General features: G+C 68.0%; 17 protein-coding genes. 10 read left to right on the forward strand and 7 right to left on the reverse strand.

Translation table 11 applies throughout. From position 1 onward, the window contains the following. The first annotated feature begins 139 nt into the window (after window positions 1–139). Genes J5J86_RS11875 through J5J86_RS11885 form a run of 3 tightly spaced genes read left to right on the forward strand, consistent with a single transcriptional unit; the run spans window position 140 to window position 2,268 of the window. Window positions 140–757, forward strand: coding sequence for a zinc ribbon domain-containing protein (locus J5J86_RS11875; protein ID WP_209105133.1), 618 nt, complete (start codon window positions 140–142; stop codon window positions 755–757). Then, window positions 754–1,473, forward strand: a complete 720-nt coding sequence (locus J5J86_RS11880; RefSeq protein ID WP_247658355.1) for an HAD-IA family hydrolase — start codon at window positions 754–756, stop codon at window positions 1,471–1,473. The genes J5J86_RS11875 and J5J86_RS11880 overlap by 4 nt, the downstream gene beginning before the upstream one ends. Before the next feature lie 30 nt (window positions 1,474–1,503). Further along, window positions 1,504–2,268: an ATP12 family chaperone protein gene (locus tag J5J86_RS11885; RefSeq protein WP_209105134.1), complete on the forward strand. Its 765-nt coding sequence runs from the start codon at window positions 1,504–1,506 to the stop codon at window positions 2,266–2,268. Between the two features lie 65 nt (window positions 2,269–2,333). Here J5J86_RS11885 and J5J86_RS11890 read toward each other — a convergent pair whose 3' ends face one another. The 5 genes from J5J86_RS11890 to J5J86_RS11910 are packed head-to-tail and all read right to left on the reverse strand — an operon-like array spanning window position 2,334 to window position 6,200. Further along, window positions 2,334–3,080, reverse strand: a complete 747-nt coding sequence (locus tag J5J86_RS11890) for a (5-formylfuran-3-yl)methyl phosphate synthase (RefSeq protein ID WP_209105135.1) — start codon at window positions 3,078–3,080, stop codon at window positions 2,334–2,336. Beyond that, a complete protein-coding gene (locus tag J5J86_RS11895; RefSeq protein WP_209105136.1) occupies window positions 3,077–3,643 on the reverse strand; it encodes a DUF447 domain-containing protein in 567 nt (188 codons plus the stop codon). The genes J5J86_RS11890 and J5J86_RS11895 overlap by 4 nt, the downstream gene beginning before the upstream one ends. Then, window positions 3,640–5,067: a DUF6513 domain-containing protein gene (locus tag J5J86_RS11900; RefSeq protein ID WP_209105137.1), complete on the reverse strand. Its 1,428-nt coding sequence runs from the start codon at window positions 5,065–5,067 to the stop codon at window positions 3,640–3,642. Before J5J86_RS11900 ends, J5J86_RS11895 begins: the two co-directional genes overlap by 4 nt. Window positions 5,068–5,073: 6 nt before the next feature. Then, window positions 5,074–5,640 carry a flavoprotein gene (locus tag J5J86_RS11905; protein ID WP_209105138.1) on the reverse strand — a complete coding sequence of 189 codons (567 nt, stop codon included), beginning with the start codon at window positions 5,638–5,640 and terminating at the stop codon, window positions 5,074–5,076. Further along, window positions 5,637–6,200 carry a hypothetical protein gene (locus J5J86_RS11910; protein ID WP_209105139.1) on the reverse strand — a complete coding sequence of 188 codons (564 nt, stop codon included), beginning with the start codon at window positions 6,198–6,200 and terminating at the stop codon, window positions 5,637–5,639. Before J5J86_RS11910 ends, J5J86_RS11905 begins: the two co-directional genes overlap by 4 nt. 294 nt (window positions 6,201–6,494) lie before the next feature. Here J5J86_RS11910 and J5J86_RS11915 point away from each other — a divergent pair, with 294 nt between their 5' ends. From J5J86_RS11915 to J5J86_RS11925, 3 genes are all read left to right on the forward strand, one after another. Beyond that, window positions 6,495–6,890: a c-type cytochrome gene (locus J5J86_RS11915; protein ID WP_209105140.1), complete on the forward strand. Its 396-nt coding sequence runs from the start codon at window positions 6,495–6,497 to the stop codon at window positions 6,888–6,890. 84 nt (window positions 6,891–6,974) lie between these two features. Beyond that, window positions 6,975–7,724 (forward strand): 16S rRNA (uracil(1498)-N(3))-methyltransferase, encoded by a 750-nt coding sequence (locus J5J86_RS11920; protein WP_209105141.1) that lies wholly within the window; start codon window positions 6,975–6,977, stop codon window positions 7,722–7,724. A gap of 350 nt (window positions 7,725–8,074) precedes the next feature. Next, window positions 8,075–9,196 (forward strand): carboxylate-amine ligase, encoded by a 1,122-nt coding sequence (locus J5J86_RS11925; RefSeq protein ID WP_209105142.1) that lies wholly within the window; start codon window positions 8,075–8,077, stop codon window positions 9,194–9,196. A gap of 18 nt (window positions 9,197–9,214) precedes the next feature. On the opposite strand, the gene J5J86_RS11930 is transcribed toward J5J86_RS11925, so the two are convergent. Beyond that, window positions 9,215–10,993, reverse strand: a complete 1,779-nt coding sequence (locus J5J86_RS11930) for a solute carrier family 23 protein (protein WP_209105143.1) — start codon at window positions 10,991–10,993, stop codon at window positions 9,215–9,217. 142 nt (window positions 10,994–11,135) lie between these two features. After that, the gene (locus J5J86_RS11935; protein WP_209098162.1) at window positions 11,136–11,984 is read right to left on the reverse strand and encodes a fumarylacetoacetate hydrolase family protein; all 849 of its coding nucleotides are present in this window, start codon (window positions 11,982–11,984) and stop codon (window positions 11,136–11,138) included. 408 nt (window positions 11,985–12,392) lie between these two features. Here J5J86_RS11935 and J5J86_RS11940 point away from each other — a divergent pair, with 408 nt between their 5' ends. From J5J86_RS11940 to J5J86_RS11955, 4 genes are all read left to right on the forward strand, one after another. Then, window positions 12,393–13,199, forward strand: a complete 807-nt coding sequence (locus tag J5J86_RS11940) for a UDP-2,3-diacylglucosamine diphosphatase (protein ID WP_247657553.1) — start codon at window positions 12,393–12,395, stop codon at window positions 13,197–13,199. Beyond that, window positions 13,199–14,266, forward strand: a complete 1,068-nt coding sequence (locus J5J86_RS11945; RefSeq protein WP_274706634.1) for a glycosyltransferase family 4 protein — start codon at window positions 13,199–13,201, stop codon at window positions 14,264–14,266. Before J5J86_RS11940 ends, J5J86_RS11945 begins: the two co-directional genes overlap by 1 nt. Then, window positions 14,263–15,249, forward strand: coding sequence for a threonine ammonia-lyase (locus tag J5J86_RS11950; RefSeq protein WP_209098170.1), 987 nt, complete (start codon window positions 14,263–14,265; stop codon window positions 15,247–15,249). Before J5J86_RS11945 ends, J5J86_RS11950 begins: the two co-directional genes overlap by 4 nt. Before the next feature lie 66 nt (window positions 15,250–15,315). Then, window positions 15,316–16,467, forward strand: coding sequence for an MFS transporter (locus J5J86_RS11955; RefSeq protein WP_247657555.1), 1,152 nt, complete (start codon window positions 15,316–15,318; stop codon window positions 16,465–16,467).

Below are 16,467 nucleotides of genomic sequence, written 5' to 3' on the forward strand. Positions count from 1 at the left end.
CAAGGGGCTTGGAGACCAGCCTGGCGTGTCATTGTCTGCCGGCCGGCGGGCTCCCATCTGAGAGGGGCTGCTGACCGTTGTGCGTCGGGCGCTTGGGGCGGGCGCCTGTGGTGCGGGTGTGAGATCGAGGAGTGAGTGCATGAGCCGTCAGCCCGAGCTGTGCCCCGGCTGTGGAGCGGAGGTCCATCCCAAGGCGACGGAATGCCCGGAGTGCGGCACCCATATCCATCGCCCCTCGCGGCTCTTGCCCGTGCTGGTCGGCGTCATCGGCGTGGTGGTGGCCATTGCCGCCGGCGCGGGCGTCTGGGTGCTGCTGGGACCGTCTCCGGCGCAAAAGCCCGTGGAGACCGCCGCCGCCCCGCCCGCGCCGCCGGCTCCCGCGCCCGTGGAAGCACCACCCGCCGCGCCTCCCCCGGCAAGTCCCGAGCCGGCGCCCGCGCCCGCCCCGGCGCCCCCGCCGGTGCAGGCGTCCCCCATTCCCGCCGGCGACGAGGCGACGCGGCGCGCCTTCGCCAAGACCACGCAGGACAATTTCGTCCAGAACGGCCTCGATCTGGCGGTCACCACCAGCGGGCCGAACCAGACCACCATCGCCATCAAGTTCAGTTTTCCGGCCAAGACGGCGGTGGAGCTGATCGTGGGGGGCCCGTTCCCGCGCCAGTGCCGGACGCGCGGCTTCACCACCATTCTGTTCACGGACACCAGCGGCGCCAGTTGGTCCTATGACATCGAGACCGAGAAGCTGACCCAGAAATGACGGCCCTGTCCTCCCTTCCCACCCCCGATGAGACCTTGCGGCTGGTGCTGTTCGATTGCGACGGCACGCTGGTGGACAGCCAGCACATGATTGTCGCCGCCATGCGCGACGCCCACGCCGCCGAGGGGCTCATCGCACCGCCGCGCGAGGACATCCTCTCCATTGTCGGCCTCTCCCTGCCGGAGGCCTTCACCGTGCTCTCGCGGGGGCGCGCGGATTATCCGGTGTCGGTGATGGTGGAGGCCTATCGCAACGCCTTCATGCGCCTGCGCGATGCCGAGCCGCCCGAGCCCATGTTTCCCCTCGCTCGCGACACGCTCGCCGCCTTGCGCGCAGAGCCGGACGTGCTCATGGGCATGGTCACGGGCAAGGCGCGGCGCGGCGTGGCGCGGGTGCTGGCGGCTCATTCCATGGAGGGTTGGTTCACCACCATCCAGACCGCCGACGACGCGCCTTCCAAGCCCCATCCCGGCATGGTGCTCCAGGCCATGGCCGAGACCGGATTGCCGGCCCATCGCACCGTTGTGGTGGGCGACACCACCTATGACATGGAGATGGCCAAGGCCGCCGGCGCCTTCGCGCTCGCCGTCTCCTGGGGCTATCATCCGCAAGGGGATCTGCTGGCGGCGGGCGCCGACCTGCTGGTGCACGATTTCGCCGACGTTCCGGCCGCCATCAACCAACTGGTCCGCCCGGCCCTTCAGGCTGCGGGCTGAGGTCGGCCCTTTCACAGGAGAAGGCACGCCATGCGCGATCTCTTGAACGACCTGGAGAACGGGCCCGATCCCATGCGCGCCGCGCAGGAAGCCCAGCGCAAGCCCTTGCCCAAGCGCTTCTATAAGGACGTGTCGGTGGGCGAGGAGCCGGAGGGCGATTTCACCATCCGCCTGGACGGCCGTCCCGTGCGCACCCCCGCCAAGGCGCTCCTGAAGGTTCCTTCCCGCGCGCTGGCCGAGGCCATGGCGGCGGAGTGGGAGGCGCAGGGCAATGACATCGATCCCTCCACCATGCCCGTCACCCGCCTCGTCAATGTGGGGCTGGACGGAGTGGCAGCCAATGCGGAAGCGACGGCCGCCGAGGTGGTCTCCTATGCCGGCACGGACCTCCTGTGCTACCGCGCCGAGGAGCCTGATCGCCTGGTGGAACGCCAGGGGCTGGCCTGGGACCCGGTGCTGGAACGCTTTCGCACCGAGGTGGGCGCGCGCTTCTTCCTCTCTGCCGGCATCCGCCACGTGGCGCAGCCGGAAGAGGCCATCGCCCGCGTGGCCGCCCTGGTGCCGCGCGATCCGCTGAAGCTGGCCGCGCTCGTCTCCATGACCGGCCTCACCGGCTCTGCGCTTCTCTCCCTCGCGGTGCTGCAGGGGTGGCTCGATCCAGACGCTGCCTGGACCGCCGCCCATGTGGACGAGGACTGGAACCGCGAACTCTGGGGCGAGGACGCGGAAGCCGCCGCCCGCCGCGCCGCCCGCAAGACCGAGATGGACGCCGCCGCGCTTGTGCTGCGGGCGTAGGACTGAGGCGGGCGCCAGAGCGCGATCCGACCAGAGTGAATCAATCTGATCGGTGAATCGCCCTCTCACGCATTCTCTCGTGAGCGCGCCACCTCGGCCACATCCCGCCGCACCGCCGCCAGAGCGGCGGGATCAAGCGCCCCCGTCCGGCTGCCTGTGCACAGGGCGCCGCGAAAGCCCAGATAATCCGGCCGCAGCGGCGCAAGTACAGGAATGTCCGTCAGCCGCAAGGAGCCCGCAAGGCCGGTGAGCAGGCCATGCAGCCGGGCGGCCGCGACGAAGGTGGTCAGCGCCGACACATTGAGATGGTCGGTGAGGCGCCTCCCGTCCTTGCGGGCCGTGTCGAGCATCACCCCATGAAAGCCAGCGCCCGCCACCAGCGGCACCAGATCGGTGGCCGGCCCCTCATCCGCGAACAAGACGGCGATGAGACGGGTCTCCCGCGCCAGGGGCGCCAGGGCGTCAAGGCAGGCGGGAAGGGCGGCGGCATCTTCCCCGGTGCGCGAGAAGCCGATCTTCACCAGCGGCACGCCGGTTGCCGCCGTCCGCGCGGTGGCCGCGCACAGGATGGCGGGGTCCAAGGGATGGTCGCCGATGGTTGCGCTGAGCAGCGGGCGCGGATGGGGCCACATGCGCCAGCGCTTCACCGCTTCCGTCAGCGCCTGTGGCGCCCAGGCGCCGAGGGCACCGGCGGAAGGGTCTTTCAGGTCGAGGATATCCGCGCCCACCGCGTAAGCGCGGTTCAGCTCGGCAAGGCTGGCCACGCTGGCGAGGAGGCCCGGCCGGCCGGCAGGGTCGTGGAGCGAGATCATGCGAGGCTGCGCTCCCGGAATTCGGCCACCGTCTCCATCAACCAACCCCACGCTTCCCGCTCGGCCGGGCCGGCGGTCTTGTCCACGGCCACCGCCAGATGCGCCATTTCCGTCTCGATGCGGTTGAGGTCGATCAGGCCGAGGCGGGACACCAGCACCGCCCCTTCCACCACCGCCGCCACTGCCCGGTTGAGGCCGGGAAAGGGCGCATGGCTCGCCTTGTGAATGACGCGGCAGCGCAGGCGCGGACGCACGAGGTCATCCTCCACCGCCACCACCTCGAATTCCTCATGGGCGAGGGTCGCGATCAGGCGCACGCCGGGCACCGCATCCGCCACCACCACCGGCCAGTCGCGCTTGCGGCCGGTAACGCAGCCGGCGAAGACCCGCGCATCGTCCGTGAGATTGATGACGCCGCACCCCCGCGCCAGCAGATTGTCCAGGGTACGGGAGGGGCGGAAGGGCTGGATGACATAGCCATCCTCCACCACGTGCGGGCCCATGGGCGCGATGTGGGGCACGCCTTCCGGCGACAGGGTGGTGACGATGGCCTCGCGGATCATGTGTCGTCCTCCCCCTCTGGCACGCCGCCTTTTTTGGTTAGCGTGGACCCGGCGGCCTTGAAGGTGAGCCGGTGGGCTTCTTCCGCGCTCGCCGCCGTCTCCCCCGCCACGCCCCATTTCAAGGGCTCGTCCTGGGCATAGCGCTTGCCCAAAAGGAGCGCGATCTCCGCCCGCGCCGTCTCCACCCCCAGATAGAAGGCGTGCGCCGGATCGTCTTTAACATCCAGATGCGGATAGAGGGCGAAGGGCTCCTGACCCACGTGGTGGCCGTCGCGGTTGAAGACGTGGATGCCCTGCTCGGAAACGGCGATGCGATAATTGCGGTCCTTCACCGCGCCGGCGAGCTGCTCCAGCTCCGCCCCGCTGGTGGCGATGGGCTTGCGGTCCCGGAGCGCCATGAGCCCGCCGCCGAAGCCCTGGGGCAGGGCGTTCGCCTCGCGTGCGGCGAAGAACTCCCGTCGCGCCCGGTCGAATTCGCGCACCGCCGTGCGGCAATGGGGGCTCACCTGCACCGCCAGCACAGCCCCGATGCGCAATTCCGAGATGATCCCCATGAGGATTGCATTGATGCCGGTGGTGTCGGCATCCGTCAGTTCGGTCACGTTGCCGATGCCCATGAGGATAGGGCAATCGGGCTTCTGCCGACGCAATTCCGCATAGCGCACCAGCGAGGCGGTGAAGCCGAAATGGATGGGGTCGAGAATGGGGTCGGCCAGATAGGCTTGGCCCTTCGCCTCGCAGGCGTCGATGGCGCGGATGAGGGACTGAAGGTCTCCCGGCCGTGCCGGCACCAGCACCGGAATGGCCGCTCCTTCTTCGGCGATGGCGAGGGTGTTCTCGTTGAGGCTGAGCAGATAGTCCGCCCCCGCGTGGGTGGCGCGGGCCAGTTCGGCAGGATCGAAGGAATCGACGCTCACCTTCAGGCCTTCGCCTTTCAGGACCGTGATGGCTTCTTCCAGGTGCGGAAAGGGCGCGTCGGGGAGGGCGCCGAGGTCGATCACATCCGCGCCGTCCGCCGCCAGCGCCTGCGCGCGGGCGAGGATGGCGTCCACGGAGAGGCGGGTGGCGTCCACGATCTCGGCGAAGATGGTCACGTCATGCCGTGAGAGGTCGGTGGCGCGCCGGGCGCGGCCGAAATAGTCTGGGAGGTCGGCGGCCTCGTCCGGCCCGCGCTCGAAGGGCAGGCCGAAGCGGGCGGCGAGACGCTCCAGGTCGCCCCGGAAGCGGCCGGGCATGACCACGCGGGCGGCCCCCTCCGGCACGGTGAGGCGGCGCTCCACGATCTCGGCGGTCATGAGGGCGGCGACCTTCACGCCGATATTCACCACCACCGGCTCCACCTGCGCGTCCGCCAGCGCCTGCGCGATCTGGCGCACGCGCGGCTCAGCCAGCGACCCGGTGATGAGGACGACGCGCTCGGCCATGGACGATCAGCGGGCCGGCAGGGGCGCGGCGGCAAGCTGCGCCTGCCGCGCGGCGATGGCCGCCGTCAGATCGGCGAGGCTTTCGGCGACGAGGGTGGCCTCGAAATTCTTCAGTCGGGCGGTGTTCTCCAGGTCGATGCGGCGGGGATAGACCGGCACCGGGCCGCTGGGCGCCATGGTGATGAGTTCCGGCGCGGTGTCGCAGGCGAACACGATGCACGGCACACGGCACTTGCCCGCCTGGGCGAAGCAATTGGTCACCAGCGTATCGGAAATGCCATAGACGCATTTCGCCACCGTGTTGGAGGAGGCGGGGGCCACCACCAGCGTGTGATACTTGCCCTCATAGAACAGCCCCACAGGCGCGGAACTGGCCGAGGTGTCACGATAGACCTTGGTGGTGGGCGGCAGGGGCTTCTTGTCCTGCCGGTACATGCGCAGCACTTCCTCGGCGGCGGCGGAGACGAACAGGTCCACATCGCCCAGCTCGTGGATCAGCTCCAGGCTCTCGGTAAAGAAATGCCCGGAGCCGGACAGGGCCCAGGCCCAGCGGGGATAGGTGCCGTCGCTCATGCTGCGCTCGTTTTTGCGGCGGCCGGCAAGAGGTGGGCAAGGGCTGCCCCATCATCCGCCGGCACGAGGGAGAGGGGGCCGTCAAAGGCGGCGGCGAAGCGGGGGCAGGCGGCATCCACCAGGCCGGCCTTCGCCCAGGCGCGGACATCGGCCTCGCTGGTGCGATGCGCGGCTGCGGACAGGGCGCCGGCCGCCTTCACCAGAACAAGGCGAGGGGCCTTCAGCACGGTGGCAAGCCAGCAGGCGAGGCTGTCGGATGTCACGTCCCAGCTCTCCGGGATGTGGGGATGGCCCATGAGGTCGCGCGATGGGAACCACACCGCGCTCCCCCTCGCGAGGCTGGACAAATTGTCCAAGGCCGTCACCGCACGGAGCGCCGGCGCCAGGTCTTGAAGGGCATAAGCGGTCTGCTCCATGGCGAGGAGCGCCATGCGGTGGCAGGCGCGGTCGGAGAGGCCGAGGGGGGCCTGCGCGTCCCGCACCGCGTCGGCAAAGGTGCCGCCCCCCGCGACGATCAGCCAGCCGGGTCGATCCGCCACAAGCCGGGCGAGGTGAGCCATGGCGCCGCCTCGCGCAAGGCTTCCCCCCAGCTTGATGACCCCCGCCAGCATCAATGAATTATCCTCACAGGAAAAATTTTTGCATTCCCAGTCTAGAGCAGGCGACGCCACACTCCAAGGCGCGTCGTGTTCCGGGCGCGTGTTCCGATGTCCTCATCCACCGCTCTCGCCGGGCCTTTCACCTTCCTCTGCGGTGGGGGCGACGATCATTCGCTGCGACCGAAAGCCCGCCTGTCGCTGTCTTGGAATTGCTCCAGACCGGTTTATGTGGGGGCAGACATTGCGGAGGCTTCCATGCGTCGCTCCATCCTGAGCATCCCTCTTCTCTTGGCCCTTGGCGCCACGGCCCATGCCGAACCGGACATCGCCAAGGGCGAGCAAGCCTTCAAGAAGTGCGCGCCGTGCCACATGGTCGGTCCGGACGCCAAGGTCAGGGTGGGGCCGCCTCTGAACGGCATCGTAGGGGCCAGCTGGGCCCATGATCCCGATTTCAATTATTCCGACGACCTGAAGGCCGGCGCCAAGGCCGGCAAAGTGTGGGACGAGGCGACGCTCGACGCCTATATCGCCAATCCCAAGGCGGTGGCCCCGCAGGGCCGCATGCCCTTCGCCGGCATTAAGCCTGCCGCCGAGCGGGAAAACCTCATCGCCTATCTCAAGCAGTTCGACGCCTCGGGCGCGAAGAAGTAGGGGGCGGCCCGCATTCCGCGCGGGGGCTTGCCACGCCTGCCCGTCCGTGGTGTCCCTTCGCGGGCAACACGGCCGGGGGTGCAGATGGCGAAGTTCGATTCACGGCTCCAGCGGCTGTTCGTGCCCGATGGACTCTCCGAAGGGGCCGAGTTCACCTTGGCGAGCGAGCAGGGACACTATGTCTCGAACGTCATCCGCCTCGGCATCGGCGACGCCTTGCTGGTGTTCAACGGCCGCGATGGCGAATGGCTGGCCCATCGCAGCGAAGGGCACAAGCGTGAGGTGCGCGTCACCTGCGAGAAGCTCATGCGCCCGCAGCCGCACGGCGGCGATCTTCACTACGCCTTCGCGCCGCTCAAGCATGCCCGCCTCGATTACATGGTCCAGAAGGCGGTGGAGATGGGGGTGTCCCGTCTCACCCCGGTGGTGACCCGCTTCACGCAGGTCAGCCGCGTGAATGTGGAGCGCATGCATGCCAATGGGGTGGAGGCGGCCGAGCAATGCGGCATCCTCTCCTTGCCCCATGTGGACGAGCCCCTGCCGCTCGACCGTTTCGTGGCGGGGCTGGGCGAACGGGTGCTGGTGTTCTGCGACGAGGATGCGCCAGTGGAAGACCCGGTGAGTGCGCTGAAGAACGGGCCTGCGGGACCGGTGAGCGTCCTGGTGGGGCCGGAGGGCGGCTTCTCGCCGGAGGAACGCGCCATGCTCCGCGCCAGGCCGGCAGCCATCGTGCTGTCCCTCGGGCCGCGGGTGTTGCGGGCCGATACGGCGGCAGTGGCGGCGCTTGCCCTCGTTCAGGCCTGCCGTGGCGATCTGCGGGGCAGGCCCATGTAGAGGGGGTGGGTTTTCATGCCCGCTCCGTTGCAGGGTCGCTGACGCAGAGGCATTCCTGTGCCGTACTTTTCCCGAGCCGGCACCGTTTTTATCTTTCTTCCATTGTCATAATTCCGGCGGAGTGGCTGAGGGGAACTCAGGCGGACGCCTATCCTTTCGATTTTAAATATTCAAGACTGCTGTCACTTTCCTTTATTTGCAAGGTTTCGCTGCACTGCAGCGCGAATCACTGTTCGGCAGCTGTCGCTGCGCCACCCAAATCTCGCCGAAATTTATCTCATCCTGCGCGCAACCCGGCGGCGCCTGGGGCGTTGATGCGTCGATTTGAGGTGTGGTCCGCAGGAGGCCCAATGACACAGGATTATCGCTTCGGCATCGAGGAGGAGTTCTTCGTCGTCGATGCAGAATCGAACGCCGTGCAGCGGCGGATGCCCGCGCGGTTCTTCGATCACCTGAAGGAGACCATCGGCGAGGCGGTGACGGTGGAACTGCTCCAGTCGCAGTTGGAGATCGCCTCCAGCCCGGCGGTGCGCCCCGGCAGTGCATTCGACGAACTGCGCGGACTGCGGGCCCGCGCCTCGGATGTGGCGCGCGAGCATGGCGTTGCCCTCATGGCTGCCGGCACCCACCCCACCGCCACCTGGGATGGCATCCGCCACACCCAGGCCAATCGCTATGACGGGCTGATGCATGATCTGCAGATGCTCGGCGAGCGCAACATGGTCTGCGGCCTGCACGTCCATGTGGAGATGCCCGACCCGGACCAGCGGGTGAATGTCATGCGGCGGACCTTGCCCTACATTCCCCATTTCATCGCGCTGGCCACCTCTTCGCCCTTCTGGGGCTCCCGTCAGACGGGCCTCATGGGCTATCGCCTCGCCGCCTATGACGAACTGCCCCGCACCGGGCTGCCCGAACTGTTCGAGGACAACCGCGAATATGAGGCCTATGTGGAGGCCATGGTATCGGCGCGCGCCATTTCAGATTCCAGCTATGTGTGGTGGGCCATCCGGCCGTCCTCCAAGCATCCAACGCTGGAATTGCGGGCCCCCGACAGTTGCACGCGCGTGGAGGATACGGTCGCCATCGCCGCGCTTTACCGCGCGCTGGTCCGGCATCTGGTGCGCAATCCCGACCACAATGCCCAGATCGGTACGGTGGACCGCGCCATCGCCAACGAGAACAAGTGGCGCGCCCAGCGCTACGGCATCCATGGCTCGTTCGTGGATGTCGCGGAGCGCCGTGCCGTGCCTGTGACCGATGCGGTGGAGCGCCTCATCTCCCTGGTGGCTGACGATGCCGATGCGCTGGGATGCCTGGATTCGCTGCTCCACCTGCGCACCATCGTCACCGCCGGCACCAGCGCCGACATGCAGATCGCCGTGTTCCAGGAGGCCCAGCATCGCACCGGCAATCGGGGCGAGGCGCTGAGCGCCGTGAAGGGGTGGCTCGCCTCCACCACGCTGCAGTGAGCGCGGGGGCCGTTCGCCTCAGTCGTCGAAGCTGAGATCGATGAAGGCGCGATCGGCCCTGCGTCCATACTGGACGCGATCGCAAAGACGGGTCAGCAGGAAGGCCGTGAACATATTGGCCTCCTCCGCATCACCCAGCAGGGCCTCCGGATTGGGCTGACGGCTGGGCGCGGCGAGCGCGGCGCCTTCATAGAGCAAGGTGACGCTCAGCCGCGCTTCGTCATAGCGGGCGGTGAGGGTGATCGGTCCGGCCGGCTGCTGGTCCCGCGCAAACTCGGCCGCTTGTGCCACGGCAGGAATGGCTGCCTCCACCATGGCGGTGCGCGTCCCCCAGGCATTGCCTTGAAGCTCCAGGAAGCGCCGCACCGCCTGGTAGATGTTCTCGTCCTCCCCTAGATCCACCTTCGCATCCCGCGCGATGCCGATGCGGAAGATCAGGTTGAGAACCAGCGCGACGCTGGTGCCAAGCGCGATGGGGGTGGCCAGGACCGGCGCCGCCCAGGGGGGCACCTGCTCGGCGAGCGGAAAGATCGCCGCGCCGACGCCCGCCACCACCGACAGGCCGACCATGAAGATGCGTCGTTCATTGAGGCGCCGCGTCAGGATGAGCGCCATGCCGTTCACGATCATGAAGCAGGCGGTGTAAAGCAGGAGGGCACCGGTGACGGGGCCGGGAATGAGGGTCAGGAAGGCCACGGCCTTGGGGAAAAAGGCGGTGGCGAAAATCAGCGCGCCCGCCGCGAAGCCGATGACCCGCGCGGTGGCGCCCGTGGAGGCGGCAAAGCCCACGGCGGTGCGGGAGACGCCGCAGGGTGTCGCCGCCAGCATGCTCGCCGCGATATTGGCGAGCCCGATGCCGGCCACCGCCCGCTCGGCCGCCAGCATGTCTGCTCGCCGCCAATCGGCGTCCTCCAGCTTTTCCAGCGAAATGGTGGCGCTGAGAATGTCCAGGAGGCTGGTGATCACCACGAGCATCAACAGGGGCGCCAGGTTCGGTTCCAGCGCGAAGGACAGAGAGGGCGGGGAGGGCAGGCCCACCAGACTGACGGGGGCGATCAGCGCGCCGATGTCGCGGCTGTCCACTCCGATCCAGCGCGCCAGAATCCAACCGCAGGTGCCTCCGGCCACAATGGCGTAGATCTTCACGTGCCGCGGCGCGAAGACCGTGATGGCGACGATGATGGACAGCGTCGTGAGTGTCACCAGCAGGGGCAAGGGGTCGATGGTGAAGGCGGCGTGATAGCCGCCAAAGGCCCGCTGCAGGCCCGAGCCGGCCAGGGAAATGCCCAGCATGGCCATGGTGATCCCGCATACCTCGGTCGGCAGCAGCACACGCAGCCGCCGGATGATGCGGGACAGCGCCACCTGGGAAAGGCCGAGAATGAGGGTGCAGAGCGCCAGCAGGCCCACGCCGCCCATGGCAAGTGCCTGGGACGCCATGGGAATGGCATTGGGGGCGGGGACCGAAACCAGCAGGTAGCCAGAGCCGAAGCGCGAGCGGCTGCACTGGAGCATGGTCGCCAGCCCGATGGCGATGACGCTGGAAGTCAAAAGGGGTTGCCGCGCCGCCAGCGGCAGGTCGGCGGCGTCGGCGGCCAGGAGCGGATAGATCAGGAAGGTGAGCGCCAGCACCGCATGTTGCAGCGAAAGCGGGATCCAGTCGCCCAGCGGAACCGTGTCGTCCCGCCCATAGACAAGCTCAACCGGCCGCCGCCGGATCGCCGGGAATTGCGGTGAGTGGGGCAGAAGGGCGAGGAGGCGCTGGGCGGCGGAAGGCTGGGGGGCGTTATTGTTCATTCCGTCCGGCTCTGGCGCTGGTGTCGCGTCGTGAAAGGAGAGGTAACCTGCGACGACTGTCCCGCGCCCGCAAGCCCCGCTCCGTGACGCACGCACCAGGGCGATGACCGCGCCTCCCGCCGGCGGGAGGCGCGGGGCCTTGTCACAGCTTGAAGGGCACCACCTTCTGCTCCTGAACGCCGAGCCCCTCAATGCCGAGGCGCATGACGTCGCCCGCCTTCAGGAAGCGCGGGGGCTTGAAGCCGAGGCCGACGCCGGGCGGAGTGCCGGTGGTGATGATGTCGCCGGGATCGAGCACCATGAACTGGCTGATATAGGACACCATGAACGGCACCGAGAAGATCATGGTCTTGGTGGAGCCGTTCTGGACCTTCTCGCCATTCACCTCGAGCCACATGGAGAGCGCGGACGTATCGGGCATCTCGTCGGCGGTGAGGAGGAAGGGGCCGATGGGGCCGAAGGTCTCCGCGCACTTGCCCTTGGCCCACTGGCCGCCGCGCTCGATCTGGAAGGCCCGTTCGGAAATGTCGTTGCAGATGGCGTAGCCGGCCACGTGCTTGAGGGCGTCTGCCTCTTCCACGTAGCGGGCGCGGGCGCCGATGACGATGAGCAGTTCCACTTCCCAATCGAGCTTGGTGGAGCCCCTGGGAATCATCACGTCGTCATTGGGGCCCACCACGCAATTGGGCGCCTTGTTGAACAGCACCGGCTCGGCGGGAATGGGATTGTTGGTCTCGGCCGCATGGTCGGCATAGTTGAGGCCCACCGCGACGAAATTGCCCGGCCGGGCAACGCAGGAGCCCAGGCGCACGCCCTCGGGCGCCAGCGGAAGGCTGGAGGGGTCCACTGCCTGGATGCGGGCAAGGCCCTCAGGGGTCAGCACGTCGCCGGCAATGTCGGGCACCACGCCGGACAGGTCCCGGATCTTGCCGGTTGAATCGATTAGACCAGGCTTTTCCTGGCCGGCTGCGCCGAAGCGAACGAGCTTCATCTCTCGGGCTCCCTGGAAAAATAGGAGGCGTCCACCCTTCAATCGGGTGGTCCGCCGGGCGGATGCCTCGAAGAGGGCAGGGGCCGCGCGTGCGCCCCACCTTCCGCCCGGCGCGCAAGCTGGCGCGCGCAGGGCGTTTGGTCAATGGGCAGCGCGCGGGGGGGAGGCCATTTGCCGGTCATGGGCAAGACCGGGCGGCGGCGCCTCTTGCGGTGGCCCGCCGGGCGGGGGATGCTGCCGCAGGAGACGACTGAGTCGCGGCCGGAGGAAGGTGCGTTCGGTCCCGAATATGGTGCAATGCGAAAAGCGGATGACGTCTTTCCGCAACTGCGTCATAAAAGGGATACACGACTCCGGCTAAGTCCGTCACAATGCTCTCAGGGAGCAATTTCCGCACGAGGCAAGATCGTGAGCGACAGCCCTGAAGCCCGCCATTACCGCGCGCTTTTCATTTCCGATGTCCATCTTGGGACCAAGGGATGCCAGGCGGAGCTTCTGCTCGACTTCCTCAAATACCATGATGCGGATGTGCTTTACCTCGTCGGCGACATCGTCGACGGGTGGCGCCTTCGACAGGCTTGGTATTGGCCCCAGAAGCACAATGACGTGGTGCAGAAGCTGCTGCGCAAGGGCCGTAAGGGCGCGCGCATCCTCTATCTGCCCGGCAATCACGACGAGTTCCTGCGGGACTATTACGGCACGCATTTCGGCGGCATCGAAGTGGTGGAGCACACCATCCACGAAGCCGCCGACGGCAAGCGCTACCTCGTCATCCACGGCGACGTGTTCGATCTGGTGGTGCGCCATGCCAAGTGGCTCGCCTTCATGGGTGACTGGGCCTACACGTTTGCTCTGGGCGTCAACACCTATGTCAACCTGGTGCGGCGCAAGCTGGGGCTCACTTATTGGTCGCTGAGCCAGTGGGCCAAGCTGAAGGTGAAAAACGCCGTCAACTTCATCGGCAAGTTCGAGAAGGCGGTGGCGGACGAGGCCAAGCGCCACAAGGTGGACGGCGTGATCTGCGGCCACATCCACCACGCCGCCATCCATGACCGCTTCGGCGTGCGCTATGTGAATTGCGGCGACTGGGTGGAGAGCTGCACGGCGGTGGCCGAGCACGAGGACGGGCGGATGGAGATCATCCGCTGGACCAAGCCCTCGCTCGTGCCGGTGACCGAGCCGACCGACGCGGCCGCGGCCCGCGCGGCGGCCTGATGCGCATTCTCGTCGCGACGGACGCCTGGCATCCCCAGATCAACGGGGTGGTGCGCTCCCTTGAGCACACCGCGAGCGAAGCCCTTCATCTCGGCGCGCGGCTGGAATTCCTCACCCCGCAGGAATTCCGCACGGTTCCCCTGCCAACCTATGACGAAATCCGGCTTTCGCTTGCCACCCCGCGCATGATCATGCGCCGGATCGAGGCCATGCAGCCGGACTTTGTCCATGTGGCCACCGAGGGGCCCATCGGCATCCTGGTGCGGCGGGCCTGCATCGCCACGCGGCGCACCTTCACCACGTCCTACCACACCAAGTTTCCCGAATATCTGTCCGCCCGAGCTCCGGTGCCCGAGCGGCTCACCTATGCCTGGCTGCGCAGCTTCCACAATGCGGGCGGCGGCGTGATGGTGGCCACCGCCACCCTGGAGCGGGAGCTGGAGGCGCGCGGCTTCAAGCGCCTCATGCGCTGGTCGCGCGGCGTGCACGCCGATCTTTTTCGACCCCGTCCTGAGGTGGACCTGGGCTTGCCCAAGCCGGTCTTCCTGTTTGTGGGCCGGGTGTCGGTGGAAAAGAATATCGAGGCCTTCCTCAGCCTCGACCTGCCCGGCTCCAAGGCGGTGGTGGGCGGAGGGCCGGCCTTGGCCTCGCTGAAGGCGCGGTTCCCCGATGCCCATTTCTTCGGCCCGAAGGAAGGCGAGGACCTGGCCCGCATCTATTCGGGCAGCAATGTCTTCGTGTTTCCAAGCCGCACCGACACGTTCGGCATCGTGCTCCTGGAAGCGCTGGCGAGTGGCCTGCCGGTGGCGGCCTATCCGGTCACCGGTCCCATGGATGTTCTGGGCGAAGCGACCGAGCCGGTTGGCGTTCTGGACGAGGATCTGCGCACCGCCTGCCTCAAGGCGCTGGAGCTCTCGCCCCAGGCGGCGCGGGACTATGCGCTGCGCTATTCCTGGCGGGAATGCGCCAAGCAGTTCATCGACAATGTGCTCATCGCCCATGATTTCGGGCCGGTGGCACGCAGGTTTCGCCTCCTGCGGCGAAACAGGCTAATTTCGGTGGCATGAACGCGATTCCTGCTCCCCCCGTTTTCGCCGATGTGGTCGCTGCCGCCGGACGCCTGAAGGGCGTCGCCGTGCGCACGCCGCTGGTCGCCTCCCCGGTCCTGTCCGAGCGTGTGGGCGGCACCGTCTTCCTGAAGCCCGAGACGCTCCAGCGCACCGGCTCCTTCAAGTTTCGCGGCGCCTATAACCGGATGGTGCAGATCCCCCACGAGCACCGCGCAGCGGGCGTGGTGGCCTGCTCCTCCGGCAATCACGCCCAAGGCGTGGCGGCTGCGGCGAAGCTCCTGGGCATGCCGGCCGTGATCGTGATGCCGTCCGACGCCCCGGCCATGAAGCGCGAGCGCACCATCGCGCTGGGCGCGGAGGTGGTGGACTATAATCGCGAGACCGATGACCGCGACGCCATTGCCGGTGAAATTGCCGCCGCGCGCGGGGCCATCTTCGTGCCGCCCTATGACGATCCCAACATCATTGCCGGCCAGGGCACGGTGGGCCTTGAGATCGTGGAAGACCTGAAGGCGCTGGGCCTTGCCCCCGACATCGTCAGCGCCAATGCGTCCGGTGGTGGCCTTATTGCCGGCATCTCGCTGGCGGTAAAGGAGAGCTTCCCGAACGCCCGCGTGGTGGTGGCCGAGCCCGCTGGCTTCGACGACCACGCCCGCTCCTTCCGCGCCGGCCAGCGCGAGCGCAATCCGGCACCTGGCGGTTCCTTCTGCGATGCCCTTCTGGCGCCGACGCCCGGCGCCATTACCTTCGAGGTGACCCGCCGCCTGGTGGGCGAGGGCGTCAGCGCCACCGATGCGGAGGTCGCTCGCGCGGTGGCCTTTGCCTTTCGGGAACTGAAGCTGGTGGTGGAGCCAGGCGGCGCGGTGGCGTTGACCGCGCTGCTGGAGGGCCGCCTTGATGCGGCCGGTAAGACCACCGTCATCGTCCTGTCCGGCGGCAATGTGGACGCGGCCACCTTCAACGCCTGCCTTTCCGCCTGAGCGGACCCCTGATCTCCGGCCGCCCCGCCGAAGGGGCGCTCCGGCCCTGAGCTTCGGATCCCTGCCATGACCATCGGCGAGGCCGGCCGCTTTCCCGTGCGCGCGGCCATGGGCCTCGCCTATGGGGCGCAGTTCTTCGCGCTCGGCGTCTACCTGCCCTTCTTTCCGCTTTGGCTGTCGGCGCGCGGCCTGTCAGCGGAGGATATCGGCCTTGCGGTGGCGGTGCCGCTGGCCACCCGCCTCGTTTCCACGCCCTTACTGGGCTTCCTGTCCGACCGGCTGGGACGCCCCAAGGCGCTTCTGGTGCTGCTGGCGAGCTTCACCGCGCTCACCATGTCGCTGCTGGCCTTGGCGCAGACGCTCCTGGCCATCCTGCTGGTGCTCGGCATCGCCGCGCTGGCCTGGAATCCCGGTTTCGCGTTGCTCGATGCCTATGCGACTCGCCAGGCGCGGGCGGGGCGGATCGATTATGGCCGCAGCCGGCTCTGGGGCTCGGTGGCGTTCGTCGCGGCCAATCTCCTGGGCGGGCTGGTGATCCAGCAGACCGGGCCCGGCGCGGTGGTGGCGCTGATGGTGGCCGGCTATGTCTCCTATGTGGCGGCCACCCTCGCCTTGCCGGAACTGGCGCGGCCCGCAAGCACGGCCGTGCCGGGGCTCGACTGGAAGCAGGCGCGGTCGATCCTAGTGGTGGGCGTGCTGGCGGCCGCGCTCGTGCAGGCGAGCCACGCGACCCTTTATGCCTTCTCTTCGCTCCATTGGTCCCGCAGCGGCCTCTCGCTCACGGCCGTGGGGCTTTTGTGGTCCATCGGCGTGATTTCCGAGATCGTGGTGTTCCGCTTCGGCACGAAGCTGGTGCGGCGTGTCGGGCCTTTGGGGCTGCTGATGGCGGGGGCCGGCATCGGCGTGGTGCGGTTTGCGGGATTGGCGCTCGATCCGTCCCTGCCGGTGCTGGTGGCGTTGCAAATTCTCCATGGCGGCACATTCGGAGCCACCTATCTGGGGCAGGTGCAACTGATCGCCCGCTATGCGCCGGAGCACCGCGCCGGAAGTGCGCAGTCGCTCGCCGCATGGGTGGTGAACCTCACCATGTCGGCGGCAAGCCTGGCCAGCGGTCCGCTCTGGGCTATGCTGGGTCCGGGCGCCTTTGCGGTCTCTGCCGGTCTGGCGGCGCTCGGTGGGGGGCTTGCTTTCATGGGCGTGCGGCGCGCGCGGGCCTGA

It is taken from the genome of Aquabacter sp. L1I39, from assembly GCF_017742835.1.
Classification (GTDB): Bacteria; Pseudomonadota; Alphaproteobacteria; order Rhizobiales; family Xanthobacteraceae; genus L1I39.